Origin of the sequence: Serratia sp. CY44782, from assembly GCF_052168715.1 — a bacterium.
Taxonomy (GTDB): Bacteria; Pseudomonadota; Gammaproteobacteria; order Enterobacterales; family Enterobacteriaceae; genus Serratia; species Serratia nevei.
On the sequence record NZ_JBJNME010000006.1, the window covers coordinates 151,244 to 167,550 of the forward strand.

The 16,307-nt window shown below is 59.2% G+C and carries 19 protein-coding genes; 4 read left to right on the forward strand and 15 right to left on the reverse strand.

Annotation, left to right across the window (positions count from 1 at the left end; all coding sequences use genetic code 11):
• The 5 genes from glnQ to dps all read right to left on the reverse strand — a co-directional run bounded on the left by glnQ (position 1) and on the right by dps (position 3,475).
• Positions 1–723: a glutamine ABC transporter ATP-binding protein GlnQ gene (gene glnQ / locus ACJ8HT_RS13075; RefSeq protein WP_004939230.1), complete on the reverse strand. Its 723-nt coding sequence runs from the start codon at positions 721–723 to the stop codon at positions 1–3.
• The gene (glnP, locus tag ACJ8HT_RS13080; protein ID WP_019454487.1) at positions 720–1,379 is read right to left on the reverse strand and encodes a glutamine ABC transporter permease GlnP; all 660 of its coding nucleotides are present in this window, start codon (positions 1,377–1,379) and stop codon (positions 720–722) included. Before glnP ends, glnQ begins: the two co-directional genes overlap by 4 nt.
• Before the next feature lie 103 nt (positions 1,380–1,482).
• Positions 1,483–2,226 (reverse strand): glutamine ABC transporter substrate-binding protein GlnH, encoded by a 744-nt coding sequence (gene glnH, locus ACJ8HT_RS13085; protein WP_038880498.1) that lies wholly within the window; start codon positions 2,224–2,226, stop codon positions 1,483–1,485.
• Between the two features lie 338 nt (positions 2,227–2,564).
• Positions 2,565–2,831, reverse strand: a complete 267-nt coding sequence (locus ACJ8HT_RS13090) for a DksA/TraR family C4-type zinc finger protein (RefSeq protein WP_038880495.1) — start codon at positions 2,829–2,831, stop codon at positions 2,565–2,567.
• A 140-nt stretch (positions 2,832–2,971) separates the two neighbouring features.
• Positions 2,972–3,475 carry a DNA starvation/stationary phase protection protein Dps gene (gene dps / locus ACJ8HT_RS13095; protein WP_004939215.1) on the reverse strand — a complete coding sequence of 168 codons (504 nt, stop codon included), beginning with the start codon at positions 3,473–3,475 and terminating at the stop codon, positions 2,972–2,974.
• Positions 3,476–3,846: 371 nt separating this feature from the next.
• On the opposite strand from dps, the gene ACJ8HT_RS13100 reads away from it, so the two are divergent.
• On the forward strand, positions 3,847–4,392 hold the full coding sequence (locus ACJ8HT_RS13100; RefSeq protein WP_197652348.1) for an AAA family ATPase: 546 nt from the start codon (positions 3,847–3,849) through the stop codon (positions 4,390–4,392).
• Here ACJ8HT_RS13100 and ACJ8HT_RS13105 read toward each other — a convergent pair.
• Together ACJ8HT_RS13105 and rhtA are read right to left on the reverse strand one after the other, a co-directional pair.
• Positions 4,374–4,841: a YhcH/YjgK/YiaL family protein gene (locus ACJ8HT_RS13105; protein WP_126180418.1), complete on the reverse strand. Its 468-nt coding sequence runs from the start codon at positions 4,839–4,841 to the stop codon at positions 4,374–4,376. The genes ACJ8HT_RS13100 and ACJ8HT_RS13105 overlap by 19 nt on opposite strands.
• 132 nt (positions 4,842–4,973) lie before the next feature.
• The gene (rhtA, locus tag ACJ8HT_RS13110) at positions 4,974–5,861 is read right to left on the reverse strand and encodes a threonine/homoserine exporter RhtA (protein WP_197652154.1); all 888 of its coding nucleotides are present in this window, start codon (positions 5,859–5,861) and stop codon (positions 4,974–4,976) included.
• A gap of 399 nt (positions 5,862–6,260) precedes the next feature.
• Here rhtA and ompX point away from each other — a divergent pair, with 399 nt between their 5' ends.
• Positions 6,261–6,779, forward strand: a complete 519-nt coding sequence (gene ompX / locus ACJ8HT_RS13115; RefSeq protein WP_019454480.1) for an outer membrane protein OmpX — start codon at positions 6,261–6,263, stop codon at positions 6,777–6,779.
• Between the two features lie 86 nt (positions 6,780–6,865).
• Here the strand turns inward: ompX and ACJ8HT_RS13120 are convergent, their stop codons facing one another.
• Complete coding sequence (locus ACJ8HT_RS13120) at positions 6,866–7,849, reverse strand: nitrilase family protein (RefSeq protein WP_197652153.1); 984 nt, start codon at positions 7,847–7,849, stop codon at positions 6,866–6,868.
• Positions 7,850–7,940: 91 nt separating this feature from the next.
• On the opposite strand from ACJ8HT_RS13120, the gene ACJ8HT_RS13125 reads away from it, so the two are divergent.
• The gene (locus ACJ8HT_RS13125) at positions 7,941–8,813 is read left to right on the forward strand and encodes a LysR family transcriptional regulator (RefSeq protein WP_197652152.1); all 873 of its coding nucleotides are present in this window, start codon (positions 7,941–7,943) and stop codon (positions 8,811–8,813) included.
• Positions 8,814–8,816: 3 nt separating this feature from the next.
• Here ACJ8HT_RS13125 and ACJ8HT_RS13130 read toward each other — a convergent pair whose 3' ends face one another.
• The 6 genes from ACJ8HT_RS13130 to ltnD form a co-directional block, all read right to left on the reverse strand.
• Positions 8,817–9,347 (reverse strand): GNAT family N-acetyltransferase, encoded by a 531-nt coding sequence (locus tag ACJ8HT_RS13130; RefSeq protein ID WP_194571947.1) that lies wholly within the window; start codon positions 9,345–9,347, stop codon positions 8,817–8,819.
• Between the two features lie 63 nt (positions 9,348–9,410).
• The gene (locus ACJ8HT_RS13135) at positions 9,411–10,781 is read right to left on the reverse strand and encodes a GntP family transporter (RefSeq protein WP_194571948.1); all 1,371 of its coding nucleotides are present in this window, start codon (positions 10,779–10,781) and stop codon (positions 9,411–9,413) included.
• A 106-nt stretch (positions 10,782–10,887) separates the two neighbouring features.
• Complete coding sequence (otnI, locus tag ACJ8HT_RS13140) at positions 10,888–11,664, reverse strand: 2-oxo-tetronate isomerase (RefSeq protein WP_194571949.1); 777 nt, start codon at positions 11,662–11,664, stop codon at positions 10,888–10,890.
• A gap of 3 nt (positions 11,665–11,667) precedes the next feature.
• Entirely contained in the window at positions 11,668–12,300 is a 633-nt protein-coding gene (gene otnC / locus ACJ8HT_RS13145; RefSeq protein ID WP_197652151.1) for a 3-oxo-tetronate 4-phosphate decarboxylase, read from the reverse strand.
• Positions 12,297–13,556, reverse strand: a complete 1,260-nt coding sequence (gene otnK / locus ACJ8HT_RS13150; RefSeq protein WP_274611582.1) for a 3-oxo-tetronate kinase — start codon at positions 13,554–13,556, stop codon at positions 12,297–12,299. Before otnK ends, otnC begins: the two co-directional genes overlap by 4 nt.
• Complete coding sequence (gene ltnD, locus ACJ8HT_RS13155) at positions 13,556–14,470, reverse strand: L-threonate dehydrogenase (protein WP_049198912.1); 915 nt, start codon at positions 14,468–14,470, stop codon at positions 13,556–13,558. Before ltnD ends, otnK begins: the two co-directional genes overlap by 1 nt.
• A 283-nt stretch (positions 14,471–14,753) precedes the next feature.
• Between ltnD and ygbI the strand changes: the two genes are divergently transcribed.
• The gene (ygbI, locus tag ACJ8HT_RS13160) at positions 14,754–15,545 is read left to right on the forward strand and encodes a DNA-binding transcriptional repressor YgbI (protein ID WP_197652150.1); all 792 of its coding nucleotides are present in this window, start codon (positions 14,754–14,756) and stop codon (positions 15,543–15,545) included.
• Positions 15,546–15,672: 127 nt separating this feature from the next.
• Here the strand turns inward: ygbI and ACJ8HT_RS13165 are convergent, their stop codons facing one another.
• Positions 15,673–16,200, reverse strand: coding sequence for a hypothetical protein (locus ACJ8HT_RS13165; RefSeq protein ID WP_197652149.1), 528 nt, complete (start codon positions 16,198–16,200; stop codon positions 15,673–15,675).
• Positions 16,201–16,307: the final 107 nt, after the last annotated feature.

Consider the following 16,307-nt stretch of genomic DNA (forward strand, 5'->3'; position numbering starts at 1 on the left):
TCAGGACACGTGCTGCAGGAACTCCTGCAGACGCGGGCTTGGCGGATGGTTGATCAGATCGTGCGGGTTGCCGTCTTCGGCAATCCGGCCCTTATCGATAAAGATCAGGCGCGACGCCACTTTTTCGGCAAAGCCGACTTCGTGGGTGACGATGACCATCGTCATGCCTTCCTCGGCCAGATCCTGCATTACCTTCAGCACTTCATGGCGCAGCTCCGGATCGAGCGCAGAGGTCGGTTCGTCGAACAGCATCATTTTCGGCTTCACCGCCAGCGCGCGCGCAATCGCCACGCGCTGTTGCTGGCCGCCCGACAGCTCGGACGGATAGTGGTGGGCACGCTCCGCCAGACCGACCTTGGCCAGCAGCTCGCGCGCCAGTTTTTCCGCATCGGACTTCTTCGCGCCGCGCACGCGGATCGGGCCAAAGGCGACGTTTTCCAGCGCCGTCAGGTGCGGGAACAGGTAGAACTGCTGGAACACCATGCCGGCTTCCTGGCGGATCAACCGATCGTCCACTTTCGGATCGTTGGCTTTCAGGCCGTCGACGATCAGATCGCCGCTGGTGACTTCCTCCAGCTTGTTGATGCAGCGTAGCAGGGTAGATTTACCGGAGCCCGACGGCCCGATGATCACCACCACTTCGCCTTTGTCGATCTTCAAATCGATGTTGTGCAGCACCTGGGTTTGGCCAAAATGCTTGGAGACGTTTTTAAATTCAATCACAGGATTTTCATCCTTCTTTCCAGACGACGCAGCACGAAGCTCAGCACCAGGGTAATAATCAGATAGATAACCGCCACGGCGCTCCAGATTTCCAGCGCGCGGAAGTTACCGGCAATAATTTCCTGACCCTGACGGGTCAGCTCCGCCACGCCGATCACGATGAACAGCGAGGTGTCTTTGATGCTGATGATCCACTGGTTGCCCAGCGGCGGCAGCATGCGGCGCAGCGCCAGCGGCATAATGACGTAGCGGATGGTTTCGCGGCGCGACAGGCCGAGCGCCAGGCCGGCCTCGCGGAAACCGTTATGAATCGACAGCACCGCGCCGCGGGTGATTTCCGCGATGTAGGCGCCGGAGTTGATCATGATGGTCACCACCGCCGCGGTGAACGGATCGATGCGCAAGTCGCTAAATGCCATCGGCAGGGCGAAGTAGATGAACATCACCTGTACCACGATCGGCGTGCCGCGAATTACTTCGATAAACACCAACGCGATGTGGTTGGCGATCCAACCGCCGTAGGTGCGGGCAAAGCCGGCGACGAGGCCGATGATCAGGCCGCCAATCAGACCGAGGACCGAAATCCACAGGGTCATTTTGGCGCCCTCTAACAAGATAGGAATGGCGGGCCAGATGGCGCTCCAGTCGAACTGCATGATATTTCTCCCGGTGATCCCAAACGTGGGTATCAGATACAACGAAGCGCAGGGGGTTAAGCGACCCCCTGTGCTTAAGTTAATAGCTTGCCAAATTCACAGCTTACTTAGGTTCGGTGCCGAACCACTTCTTGTAGATCTCGTTATAGGTGCCGTTCGCGCGCAGGGTTTTCAGCGCGCCGTTCACCTTCTCGCGCAGCTCGTCGCTGCCTTTAGGGAAGGCGATGCCATACTGCTGTGCTTCCAGCGAATCGCCTACGGTTTTGAACTTGCCGGCGCCGGCCGTCTTAATGAAGTATAGGATGTTTGGCGTGTCGTGCAGCACCGCATCGGCGCGCTTGGTGCCCAGTTCCATGTAGGCGTTGTCGATGTTAGGGAACTGGCGCAGGTCCTTGGTTTTGATGTGCTGCTTGGCGTAATCCACCGAGCCGGTGCCGCTCTTCACCGCCACCACTTTGCCGTTCAGATCGTCGATGCTTTTCACGCTGTTGTTGTCGGCGTTGACCATCACCAGCAGGCCGCTCTTGTAGTAGCCGTCGGAGAAGTCGATGGCTTTTTTGCGCTCATCGGTGATGGTGATGCCGGCCAGCGCCAGGTCGACGTTTTTGGTCTGCAGCGCCGGAATGATGCCGCCGAAGTCCATCGGTTTCAGGGTGTAGTCCAGCTTCAGCTCTTTGGCGACGGCGGCCCACAGGTCGATGTCGAAGCCGACGTATTTGTCGCCTTGTTTGAACTCAAAAGGAACGAAAGCGGTGTCGGTGGCGACCACCAGTTTGTCTGCTGCGTGGGAACTTACGGCAAAGGCCAGGGAGAGTGCGGCCAGGGAGACTTTAAAAATCGACTTCATGAGAGGAATTCCTGTACAGGTTGCGGATTACCCATTTTTTATATTGCATTTGGTGCCATGAAAAAATCGTGCCATGTTTTCAACTGCTATAAAAACAAAGAGTTAGTGCGTGATGTTGTGCCGGAAAGGCGAATTGTTATGGTTGTGCACCAAGGTGAGGCACCAAAATGGTGCGTAAGAATTATCTTGGTGCACGGGGCTATCATTAACCAAATTTTGGCTGTGAAACAACCGTTCTTTAACGTTTTTGCTTCAATATTGATAACTAACTCTAACTTTCATGATGCACTGACGGTGCAAGCGGGGCCGCGAGGGCGCAAAAGGGGGAGCAGATAATGCTAGCGCAACTGGCTGTCTTTGCTGCCGCGCCGGTTGTACAGGCTGGCGGCCGCGTGTTTTTTGTCTTGTTCGGTCTGGCAGGCGAGACAAAAACGCACGCCCGTTAACGCCTTGCGGCGCGCCTCGGGGATCGCCTCTCCGCATTCCTGGCAATAGCGTTCGCTCTCGCCGTGCCCGAGCGCTTCACGCGCGCGCTGCACCGCATCGTCGACGGTGGAATCAATCTGATCTTGTACGGCGCCGTCCGCCGCCCAGCCGCTGGCCATCATTACCTCCTGACAAGGGAACCTTACCGTTTAATATGGGCCGTTTTTTGTACAATGCAACGGTCGCGCAAAAGAAAACAGGCCGGGCAAAGCCCAGCCTGTTCTGCCCGGAACGACGGGCGATTTGCAACGCTTGCGCGTTATTCGATATTGGATTCGATGAACCACAGGAACTTGTCCAGATCGCGCGAAGCGGCGGTGAACATGTCGGCGGTGTCTTCGTCTTCCACTTCGGTAATCGCCTTGCGGATGTCATTCGCTACCGCGCCGTAGCGATCGGCCAGCGCTTTCAGGTGCTCCTGCACGCTGTGGATATTGGTCGGATAGCTTTTCAGCGGCGTGCGATCGTTGACCACCTGTACGGTGCCCAGTGCGACGCCGCCCAACTGCACCACGCGCTCGGCGAAGGTGTCCTGATGCTCGATGATGGCGGTGCGGAAGCCGTCCAGCATTTCATGGACCGCGATGAAGTTCGCGCCGCGCATGTTCCAGTGCGCTTGTTTGGTGATCAGCGAAAGATCGATAAATTGCACGACCTGATGGTTAAGCGCCTTGATGGCGGCCAGTTTGACTTTTTCGTCCAGATCGTTACGGGTATACAGCAGATCAGAAGATTTCGTTTTCACCAGTTTAGCGGTACTCATATCAGATATCCTCTTGATTAGTCGTTGTCCTATTTCGTTACGAGATCAATTATAGCAGGGGTATTTATTTTTGCCGTACGAAAATGGCTATTGCACAAATAGGATTAGCCTAATGGCAATATTTTAATGTGGCTTTTGTTTTTGATTAATGAAATTGATTTTTATTGGTTTTTTTATTTTTTGTTGCAGGTTTATTATTTACCGCAGTGACGGTTTATCCCTGTTATTTTATTTTCATTGAGCATGCCGGCCTCAGAAGAATATCCACTTTGTTATCGCGGTGTTAATTTTAAGCCTATTCAGATTGATAGCCGTAATTGATGCAGTTACAGTAGGGAGATTATCCCCGTTCTTTACTGGATTGACGAGTGATGAAAATTAACGTCGTCGGCACCAGCGGCAGTGGTAAAAGCACCCTGGCGCGTCAACTGGCGGAACGGTTTGGCGTTCCCTATATCGAAATGGACAGGCTCTATTGGCGGCCCGAGTGGCAAGGAACGCCTGATGACGAGTTCCAAACACGGCTTGAGCAGGCGCTGGCCGAAGCGGGCGAAGGCTGGGTGCTGGACGGCAACTACAGCCGCACGCAGCCGATCAAGTGGCGCGAGGTCGACTATATCCTGTGGCTGGACTACGGTTTTGGGCGCACGCTGTGGCAAGCCGTGCGCCGCGCGTGCCGACGCGCGGCCAGCAAACGTGAGCTGTGGCCGGGCACTGGTAATCGGGAAAGCTTTCGCCGTTCTTTCTTCAGCCGCGAGTCGATCGTGCTCTGGACGATCCGCACATACTCCAAGAACCGGAAAAAATACCTGGCGGAGATGGCCAGCACCAAATGCCGTTTCATACGCTTGCGCTCCCCCCGCCAGGCCGCTGATTTTCTACGGACGATGCCGCAGGATCACCGCAGCAGGCGGTGATGGATCTTCACTACCGCTTTCTTGACTTGCTGCGGCCGCTGCCATAGACAGCCGGTTTTGTGCGGTTCCATCTGGAAAAAGATAGCGAACATGCCGTGCGTCATGTGCAGCGTTTGCGGGTGGCGTTTGATGTCCAGCAGCAGAAGCTCGCTATTTCCCGCATGGGGTTGCTCGCGATGCCAGTCGCCCGCCAGCCCGTATTCGATGCGCTCTTCACCGCTGATCAGCAGATGCAGCGTGATGTACTCCTGATGCATTTCGGCGCGTTTCTCCGCCGCCGGCGTGGTGATCAGCGTCGTTACGTCCATAAAGATGTTGTCGCCGTCGATCGGATGATGCCCCGGCGCCAGTTCGGGCAGGTCGCATTGGCGCAACTCTGTCAGGGTTGAAACCAGCGCCGGCGCGAGTCCGCGGCCGAAGCGTGGGTTGAACAGGCTGTTGTGAATCACTGTTATTCTCCATGTGAGCGAAAGTCCAAAGTGCCTGCGGTACAGGCTAAGGGGAAGTATGCCGACTTGTCACGAGGAAAACAGTTAACCCGCCTGCATTCCGGCGTAGCGGCGGGCAGGCGGGTCGGGCGCTCAGGAAAGGCTTTCGAGACGCGATTTGGGGCGAATGGTTAGGGCGGAACCCATGGAGGCGGCGATGATGGCCGCCAGGGCCAACCATTGCACACCGCTCAGGTGTTCACAGAGGAACAGCATGCCGGACAGCGCCGCCATCGCCGGTTCCAGGCTCATTAAGGTACCGAAGGTGCGCGCCGGGATTTTGGGCAGCGCGATGATCTCCAACGAATAAGGCAGCGCGGTGGAGAGGACTGCCACGGCCAGCGCTACCGGCAGAATATCGATGTTGAACAGCACGCTGCCGGTTTGCCAGGCGCCGATCGGGCAGAAAACCAACGCGGCGATCAGCGAGCCGAGCGCCACCGTGCCGGGGCCGTGATCGCCGCCGGCCTTCTGGCCGAAGATGATATAGACCGCCCAGCAGGCGCCGGCGCCGAGCGCGCAGGCGGCACCGAACGGGTCGATTCCGCCCACGCCGTGGCCGAGCGGCAGCAGGAACCACAGCCCGGCAATCGCCAACGCCACCCAGAGAAAGTCGATCGGCCGCCGCGACGAGAACATGGCCACCGCCAGCGGGCCGGTAAACTCGAGCGCCACGGCGATACCGAGCGGCACGGTGCGCAGCGACAGGTAGAACAGGTAGTTCATCGCGCCGAGCGACAGGCCGTAAATCAGCAGCGGCAAGCGGCTGCCGGCGGCGATGCGCATGCGCCACGGGCGGAAGATGATGAACAGAATCAGGGTGCCGATGAAAAGACGCAGCGTCGTGATGCCTTCCGCGCCCACGATCGGGAACAGGCTTTTGGCCAAGGAGGCACCGCTCTGGATCGACACCATGGCGATGATTAACAGACAGATGGGCAGCAGCACGGAGGGCGCTCTGCCGGAAGTAGATAACGACATCCTTAACGGGCCTTTTATGCGCCGTTCCTCAGCCTTGAGAAAACGGTCGAAACGGGGATGCGAGCAGTGTAAATGAAATGCGAAAATCTGTCTGAGAAAAGCGCGCATCGCGGTGAAATCCGCCGATCCTCGGATGAGATGTGGCGGATTTGGTCAAAAAGTGCGCTTTTTCTTAAGAATTATCTGGATATTAAATAGGTGATTTTTGTCACAGAAAGCCGTAGAATACGGCCGAAAATAGAGCGAAAAGAAGAAGATACACTGTTCTTGAAATCTTCTGTTACACGATATAAAGCATTAGACACTCATTTCAAGGCAGAGTTTCACGCTAATTTTTGTTATATTTTCAAAGCATGAACAAATGGATGTACTTAATAATAAAACGCGTTTGAGGTGGTTATGAAAAAAATTGCATGTCTTTCCGCAGTAGCAGCTTGCGTATTAGCAGTTAGCGCAGGTACCGCATTCGCTGGTCAGAGCACCGTATCCGCTGGCTATGCGCAGGGCGATTTCCAAGGCGTTGCTAACAAGGCCGACGGTTTCAACCTGAAATACCGTTACGAGTTCGACAACAACCCACTGGGCGTAATCGGTTCCTTTACCCACCTGGAAAAGGACGGTTCTCAGGACGGTTTCTACAACAAAGCTCAGTACAACTCTATCTCTGCCGGTCCAGCATACCGCATCAATGACTGGGCGAGCATCTACGGTCTGGTTGGCCTGGGTTACGGTAAATTCACTACCAACGCTCAGAACGGCACTTCTCGTCACGACACCGCTGACTACGGCTTCACCTACGGTGCCGGTCTGCAGTTCAACCCAATCGAGAACGTTGCCCTGGATGTTGGTTACGAGCAGAACCGCATTCGCAGCGTTGACGTTGGCACCTGGAACGTTGGCGTAGGCTACCGCTTCTAAGCCTGTTCGTGCCTGCGGGCATGAACCTGCGGCAGGCTTTGCCGCACCGATAAAAAATCCGCCTTCGGGCGGATTTTTTTTATCTGTTATCGGCCGCCGTGTCCCGTCGGCTGCGTAGAAAAGCGTGCGCTGCGGGCATCGCGCTCATAGCCTTGCGGCTCGGTCAGTAGCCCATACAGCTCGGGGCGGCGTCCGTAAATCCAGCGGCGGCCGGTGCTGAGCGGGATCAGCGTCAGATCGAGTTCGGCGCTGACCATCCGATCCTCCGCCGCCCAGGTCTCCGCCACGATGTGGCCGTAAGGATCGAGGATCATCGCGTTGCCGGTGCGTATCTCATCGTCATCGCGGCCCACGCCGTTGCTGAACAGTAAGAACAGCCCGTTGTCGTGAGCGCGCGACGGCAGCCAGCGCATCAGCCAGCCGCGGCCGTGTTCGCCGCGAAAGGCGGCTTCTATCGCCTGCGGATCTTCCGCACGCCGTTGCCACAGCGCCTGCGGGATCGGCTTCATGCCGTGCGGGCTGCGCGAATGGGTGCCGCCGGTCTGGTGCGGGGCGATCAACACCTCCGCGCCCAGCAGCGCCGTGGCGCGCACATTTTCCACCAGATTGTTGTCCCAGCAGATCAAGACGCCCACGCGCACGCCCCAGGGGGTATCGAACACCGTGTAGCGGTCGCCGCTGGCGATAGCCGGGTGTTCGAAGGCGTGCAGTTTACGGTGCACATGCAGCTCGCCGTCCGGCAGACAAACGGCATAGGCGTTGTAGCAACGGCAGTCGTCGCCCAGTTCGATCAGCCCGACGCCGATCGCCATGTTATAACGCTCCGCCAGCGGGCGAATGCGCGCCAGAGAAGGGCTGCTCGCGATCGGCTCCGCCAGCGCGCGCACCTCGGCGTCGGACAGATGGCGCACGTGCCAATAGCCGGTGATGCACATTTCCGGGAAGGCCAGCAGCTGTATCTGCTGCTCGGCCGCCTCCGTGATAAAGCGTTCCATGGTCGACAGGTTGTAATTCTTATCGTTGGCGCGGTGCTGGAATTGCACCGTGGCGGCGCGAAGTGAAGGGGTCATGGTGTCTCTCCGGTTGGGGTCTGCGTTGATTACAGCAGGTGGATTGATTACTGTATAATCAATTAAATTCCCTATTTGATAACCGGATGGAATGGATATAAAACAACTGCGCGCCCTGGTGGCGCTGGCCGAACAGGGCAACTATCGGCAGGCGGCGAGCCTGCTGTGCATTAGCCAACCGGCGCTGAGCAAGCAGATTCAAGCGCTGGAAACCCAGCTCGGCGTTCGGCTGTTCGAGCGTGGCCGGCAGGGAGCTGCGCTCACCGCTGGCGGGCAGCGGCTTTACCCGGAGGCGCAGGCGCTGGTGGAACAGTACCAGCAGTTTCAGCGGCGCGCCCGGAGGGTAGCGCTCGGGGAAGCGGGGCGGCTGGCGCTGGGATTTGGCCTCTCCAGTTTTCATCTGGCGCCGCAGCTGGTGGCCGCCTTTCGCCAGCGTTTTCCCGAGGTGGCCATTGGGCTGGAGGACATACCGTCGGAGCGGCAGTATCAGCTGTTGCTGCAGGGCGAGTTGCAGGCGGGATTCGTGCGCTTACCGGTCACTACGCCGCTGTGCGGCGTGGCGTTGCTGAGCGACCGGCTGGTGCTGGCCGCGCCGGGCGCGCTGGCACTGCGGGCCGACGACCTGATGGCGTGTTTCAATCAGCTGCCGCTGTTGCAGCTGACGCCGAAACGCGGGCGCGGGCTGAGCGATCAGTCGCTGCGGTTTATCGCCGCTCACCGGTTGACGCCGAACGTGGTGCAGCAGGCCGGCGATATCCAGACGCTGCTGGCGCTGGTCGCCGCCGGCGTCGGTGTCGCGCTGCTGCCGCACAGCATCACGCACATCGCGCCGGCCGGTATCGACATTCTGCCGCTGAGCGGCGAAGAGACGGAGTGGCAGGTCGGTATCGCCTGGGATCCGCAGCGCGCCGACGCACTGCGGGACAACTTCGTTCAGACGGCGTTGGCGATGCAACGTGGCTAAGCCTTAGAGCGGGCAATGCATCACGACGATCGGGCTCTGGTGGTACTCGCTGCGGTGGCTTTCGCAGAAGCCGACTTTTTTCGCCAGCGCCAGCGAGGCCTGGTTTTCCGGCGAGATGATGCAGACGGTTTTCTTCCCCGGCAGGTGCGTTTTACCCCAGGCCAGCGCCGCCCGCAGCGCCTCGGTGGCATAGCCTTTGCCGTGCGCCGAGCTCACCAACGTCCAGCCCATCTCCGGCGCATCGAGCGCCGGGGTAATGTCGCGCAGGAAATTGGAGAAACCGATGCTGCCGAGATACTCGCCGCTCTGCTTGTCACGCACCGCCCAATACCCGTATCCCAACAACGCCCAGTGGCCGACGTAGCGCATCAGGCGCGCCCAGGAGTCCTCCCGGTCGCGCGGCGTGCCGCCGATATAGCGCACCACCTGCGGATCGGCCCACAATGCGGCCAGCGAGTCGAAATCGTCCAGCATGTGCGCGTCCAGCCGCAGGCGTTCGGTGATAAGCGTTGGCGCGGTGTTGATTACGGTCATGTTGCTGCTCCTGCACAGTGTGAAAGGCGATGAAAAACAACGGTGTTCAGTATGCCAGAGAAATCACACCGCCAGCCACAACAGCCAGGTGAATAGAAAACCGCTCAGGCCGAGCAGGGTGGTCAGCACCGTCCAGGTCTTCAGGCCATCGGCCACCGACAGCCCCAGATAGCGGGTGACTATCCAAAAACCGGAGTCGTTGACGTGGGAAAGCCCCAGCCCGCCGAAGCAGGTCGCCAGCGTCACCAGCACCAGCTGCAGCTGATTCAGGCCGCTTACCGCTTCAGACAACAGGCCGCCAGTGGTCAGGATCGCCACGGTGGCGGAACCCTGCGAGGCACGTAGCGCCAGCGAAATGATAAAGGCGGCGGGCACCAGCGGCAGGCCGATGGCCGTCAGCACCTCCGCCAGCGCTTTGCCGACGCCGGATTCCACCAGCACCTTGCCGAATACGCCGCCTGCGCCGGTCACCAGGATCACCACGGCGGCGGTCGGCAACGCGGCACCCATCACGTCGCTGGCGTGTTGCAGGCTCCAGCCGCGGCGCAGCGCCAGGAAATAGAAGGCCAGCAGCAGGGCTATCATTAGCGCTACCGCGGGAGAGCCCAGCAGCGACAGCGTATCGCGCAGCGCCGATCCGGCCGGCAGCAGCGTGGCGGAGACGGTGCCGAGCATGATGATGGCGATGGGAATGACAATCAGCGCCGATACCAACCCAGCACCGGGCGGGTTAATACGATCGCTGAGCGGCGCTTGATCTTCCGGACGCGGCTCCGGCGCTGCCAGCTGCAGCTGTTCCAGTACCTCTATCGATAGCGGATAGGTTTTACGATTGAGGTGGTTGGCGGCGAAATAGCCGATTACGCCGACCGGAATACAGATTGCGAGTCCGATAATGGTCAGCCAGCCGATGTCGGCGTTGAGCAAGCCGGCGGCGGCCACCGGCCCGGGGTGCGGCGGCAGCGCGACGTGTACCGTCAACATCACGCCGGCCATCGGCAGGCCGAACTTCAGCGGTGACACTTTGGCGACCTTGGCGAAGCCATAGATAATGGGCGCCAGAATGATAAAACCGACGTCGAAGAACACCGGAACGCCGAGAATAAATGCGGCGAGGGTCAGCGCGGCGACGGTGTGTTTCGGCCCCAGGCCTTGGCTGAAGCGCTGTGCCAGCGACTCGGCGCCGCCCGACTGTTCGATCATGCGCCCGAGCATTGCCCCCAGGCCGATGATGATGGTCACCGAGCCGAGCACGCCGCCCATTCCGGCGGTCATTACTTTCATCACTTCGCCGGTCGGAATGCCGCTGGCCAGCGCCACCAGCAGACTGACCACCAACAGCGCGACGAAGGGCTGTACCTTCGCCTTAATCACCATCAATAACAGCAGCACTACGCCGAGTACGGCAATCAGCAACAGCAGAGAGGTAGACATGAAAAAAGCCTTTCGTTGGGTAAGCGTTGGGCACCGCGATCGCCGCGTGGCGATACGGGTGCGTTTCATTGTTATAAAGTCGGTTTCCTGGTGTCGGCGTGCGACGTTAGCGGTAAGGCTTCAGCCAACCGAGCCCGGCGGCGGTGTCGCCGCGCGGGCGGTACTCGCAGCCGATCCATCCCTGGTAGCCGAGTGCATCCAGCCTGTCGAACAGCCACGGGTAATTCAGCTCGCCCTCGTCCGGCTCATGGCGATCCGGTACCGAGGCTATCTGGATATGCGCGTAGCGCCCGGCCAGCGTGTCCAGCAGCCCGCTGATATTGCCGTCCACTAGCTGCGCGTGGAAGAAATCGAACTGAATGAACACGTTTGGCCTCTCGATCGCCGCCACTGCTTCCGCCACCTGATGTTGACTGGCGAACAGGTAGTCGGGCTTGACCGGCGGGCTGAGCGCTTCGATCAGCACCTTGACGCCGTGTGGTGCGAAAGCGTCGGCGGCATAGCGCGCATTGGCGATAAAAGTCTCGAGATAACGCTGTCGGTCCGCGCCCGCAGGCACCACGCCGGCCATCAGGTGCACACAGGGGCACGAGAGCGCGATGGCGTAGGCCAGCGCACGGTCGATATCGGCACGCGCATCCTGCTCGCGGCCCGGTAGCGCCGCCAGCCCCCACTCGCCGGCGGCGGCATCGCCGGGCGCAGTGTTGAACAGTACCTGTTGCAAGCCGTGCTCGCGTAGCTTCTCGGCCAACAACTCGGCAGGGTGCTCGTAAGGGAAGAGGAATTCCACCGCGCTGAAGCCTTGTGCGGCAGCGGCGGCGAAGCGGTCGAGGAATGGCACCTCGGTGAACATCATCGACAAATTGGCGGCAAATTTAGGCATGGTTTAGCTCCGTAATTCGGCAATTTCATCATCGGTCAAATAGCGGATCGGGCGGTCGCCGAGGGTGAAGATCAGTCGCGCCGCATCTTCCATCTCTTCGGTATTGTCCGCCGCCGCTCGCAGGTCTTTACCCGTCACCACCGGCCCGTGGTTGGCCAGTAGAAAGGCGCGGTGAGTTGGCGCCAGGCGGGCCAGATCCTGTGCCAGCCTTTCGTCGCCGGGGCGGTAGTAGGGCACCACCGGCACCTTACCGACACGCATCACCACATAGGGGGTAAACGGTTTGATGGCGTTATCGACGTCCAGCCCCTGCAGGCAAGAGAGCGCCGTAAGGTAGGTGCAATGCAGGTGCACCACCGCTTTGCATTCCGGGTTGTTCAGATACAGCGCCCGGTGAAAGCTGATCTCTTTCGACGGCTTGTCGCCGGAGAGCCAGTCGCCGTTCAGGCTCACTTTAGACAGGCGATCGGCCTGCAGCTCGCCGAGACAGGAGCCGGTGGGGGTCGCCAGCAGTGCGCCGTCCGGCAGCAGCTGCGAGAGGTTGCCGGCAGAGCCGGTGGCGTAGCCGCGTTGGAAAAATGAGGCGCCCAGGCGCACCATTTCTTCGCGCGCTTGCTGTTCGGTCGTCATGCTCATACTGGAAACTCCGTTTGCGCGCGTGCGAAGAAGGCTTCATCGCCAAAATTGCCCGATTTCAGCGCCAGGGAAATCGCGCGATCGCTGGCGCGCACCCACGGAACGCCGGGGGAAATGCTGGGGCCGATATAGAAGCCGCGAATGCCCAGCGCCTGCGTCACTATGCCGGAGGTTTCGCCGCCGGCGACGATAAAGCGGCTGAATCCCAATCGGTGCAGTTGCACAACCAGTTCGGCGAACAGTGCTTCCACCGCTTCGCTGGCTGCGGCGCCGTGCTGCTGTTGCGTTTGCTGTAGCGCCTCCGGCGTTGCGGTGGCGTAGATCAGCGGGGCAAGCGCTTCCCCGGCGTGACGCTGCGCCCAGTGCGCCAACTCGGCGGCGTAGGCGGCGCGCGCCTGTGGTTCGAGGCAACGGTCGATATCGATGGCCTGCGCCGAAGCGCGTTCGCGATAGTGCTTAACCTGCCGGTTAGTCATGACCGAACAGGATCCCGACAGCACCGCCGCCTTTTGCCCCTGCGGCGCACCGGCCGCCTCTGCCGAACGTTCACCGCTCTGCGCCCATTGCCGCGCCAGACCGATCGCCAGGCCCGAACCGCCGGTCACCAGCTTCATCGTTTTCAACGCTTCGCCCTGGGTGAGCAAATGCCGTTCGTTGAGCGTGTCCAACACCGCGTAGCGCACGCCTTCCTGCGCCAATTGCTGCAGTTTCTCGCTGACCGCCTCGGCGCCGCGATCCATTTCCGCCGCCGTCACCAGGCCGCAGTGCCCGGCGGCCTGAGATGCCATCAGGCGTAGCAGGTTGCTGTCTGTCATCGGCGTGACCGGGTGATGACGCATGCCGGACTCCGACAGCAGCTGTTCCCCGACAAACAGGTGGCCCTGATAGACCGTGCGGCCGTTTACCGGCAACGCCGGAGATATCACCGTGAAACGTTCCCCCAGCGCGGCGAGTAGGGCATCGGTCACCGGGCCAATATTGCCCTGTGCGGTGCTGTCGAAGGTGGAGCAGTACTTGAAATAGAACTGGCGGCAGCCCTGTTTTTGCAACCAGGCCAGCGCCTGCAACGACTGTTCGATCGCCTGCTCTGCCGGGCAGGAGCGCGATTTCAGGCTGATGACCACGGCCTGTGCGCTGACCGGTGCCTCGTCTTGCGGCACGCCGTTCAACTGTACCGTCGACAGGCCGTTTTGCACTAGAAAACTGGCAATGTCGGTTGCTCCGGTAAAATCATCTGCGATTACGCCGAGCAGCATCAGAGCGTCTCCTTTTTCTGCGGCAGATCGATGCCGGCAAAGATTTTGATCACCGCACTGTCGTCTTCTTTACCGTAACCGGCGTTGCTGGCGGCGGTAAACATGGTGAAGGCGGCGGAGGCCAGCGGCAGCGGGAAACGCAGCGCCTTGGCGGTATCGGTCACCAGACCCAGATCCTTGACGAAGATATCCACCGCCGACTTGGGCGCATAGTCGCCGTCGACCACGTGGCGCATGCGATTTTCGAACATCCAGGAGTTGCCGGCGGCATGGGTGACGACGTCATACATGACGTCCAGCGGGATGCCGGCACGGGCGGCCAGCGCCATGGCCTCCGCTCCGGCGGCGATGTGCACGCCAGCCAACAGCTGGTGGATGATTTTTACCGTCGCGCCCAGGCCGATCGCCTCACCGATGCGGTAAACCTTGCCGGCGATGGCGTCCAGCACGGGTTGCAGGCGCTCAAAGGTGGCGTCGGCGCCGGCGGCCATCACCGTCATCTGGCCTTCTTCCGCCTTGGCCGCTCCGCCGGAAACCGGCGCGTCCAGCATCGCCAGGCCGAAGGCTTGCAGCCGCTGCTCGATCTGTTTGGCGTCATCGGCGGAAATGGTCGAAGAAACCATCACCGCCGTGCCTGGCTTGAGCTGTGGCGCCAGGCCTTGTTCGCCGAACAGGATCTGATTCACCTGCGCGGCGTTTACCACCAGCAGCAGTACGGCGTCCAGCTCGGCCGCAAAGTCGCGCGCGTTGGGCGCCGTTTGCTTCGCCCCGGCTTGTTGCAGCACCGCCAGCGCCTGCGGATTAAGGTCCGCCCCATAGGTGGTCAATCCGGCGCGTAGGCACGAGCGCGCCGCGCCCATGCCCATCGCGCCCAGCCCAATAATGCAGACGGCATAATTCCCCGGGTGTGTCATAATGCACTCCTGTTAATTTTAGTGATAATTTGTTTTGTTGTGTTAAATGTAAGCGCTTGGCGGCCGTTTATCCGCGATCGTTATCACAATAATTAACAATGTATAGAACGAGTTTTTCGTGCGGTTTCTGGCCTGTACCAATATTACTGTTATGTTTTTAAATAATTTTATGCTTGCCTGGCGTAACTGCGCGCACCGTCACGCTGCGAAAAATTAGGGCTATCGGCGAACGAAAATTGACGTAAAATCACAATTATTATCACCGCAGTAACGAGAGGGAACCGTGATACCTGTAGAACGCCATCAACAAATTCTTGCGCTGGTATCCGAACGCGGCGTCGTCAGCATCGCCGAGCTGACCGAAAGGCTGGGGGTGTCGCACATGACTATCCGCCGTGACGTGCAAAAGCTGGAGGAACAGGGCGCGGTGCAGTCGGTTTCGGGCGGCGTACAGGCGCCCGAACGGGTGGCGAGCGAACCTTCGCACCAGGCCAAAGAAGGGATGTTCAGCCAGCAGAAAATCGCCATCGGCCGACTGGCGGCGCGGCAAATTCCCGCTAATAGCTGTATCTACCTGGATGCCGGTACCACCACGCTGGCGCTGGCGAAACAGATCGGTGAACGTGACGATTTGACGGTGGTGACTAACGACTTCGTTATCGCCGGATTCCTGATCGAACACAGCCTGTGCAGAATCATCCACACTGGCGGCACCGTGTGCCGGGAAAACCGCTCCTGCGTCGGCGAAGCGGCGGCGCAGGCGCTGCGTGGTCTGTTTATCGATCTGGCGTTTATCTCCGCCTCTTCGTGGAGCATGCGCGGTCTGTCGACGCCGAACGAAGACAAAGTGATGGTAAAGAAGGCCATCGTCGAGGCCAGCCGCCGCTGCATTCTGCTCAGCGACACTTCGAAATACGGCAAGATCGCGACCTACCTGGCGCTGCCGATCGCCGCCTTTGACGCCGTTATTACCGACGAGGGGCTGCCCGCCGCCGCGCGGGAGGCCATCGAGCAAGCGGGGCTTGCGTTGTTGACGGCAGGGAAAAAGAGTAAGAACGAACCGGAATCAGGATGAAAGTTCGGTATCGATGCCACGTGCGGGCGCTTCACTTGCTTCAACGCCGCCGCGTTCACGCCATTCGCGGCGCCTTTGTTCCCACCACTCTTCGTGGAAGGCTTGCATCTCTTTCAGGCGCTGTTCCTTAACGTGCTGCTGGTAAGTATGGGGTGTTATGGGGGCTACGCGGAATTTCGATGACATAGAGGCCGTCCTTTATAAACTCTATTTTGTATGAATAATGCCCTTTTTTGGCGTGTTTTTTCAACAGAAAATCATAAATTTTAGCTAATGCTGGCCTTAACGGTGCACTGAAGATGATCCTGGCATGATACTGATAAGCAAACTTGAGAAGGGTTTCCCCGATGCCAACTACGAATAAGCGTTCGCGTTGGAGAAGGGTATAATGCATTGCGGTATAGGTATCGAAAGCAGAACGCTGATGCCTGCATGCGTCGCTCAGTGCCTTAACATCATAAAACTCCAGAGAGAAAGCATTATTGAGCAGAGCAGTGTCCACATACACAGGGGCAAACCAATGGTGCATATTTTGCCCAATTTTCTTGAAATCCAAATGATAGATGGCCGTTTTATCATCACCTTTTCTTACTGTAATCTGATACCTGTATGTGTCTGCTATCCCTGTGTGTGACTCCCTCACATCAATCTCCATGATAAAATCCTTTTTACTATTATTTTTCCTATAGTTACCCCCGTTGTGACGAACAGATTATTAACCGCGGCGGAGAAGATCCGCCAGCCGCCGATGAGGCTTATGCG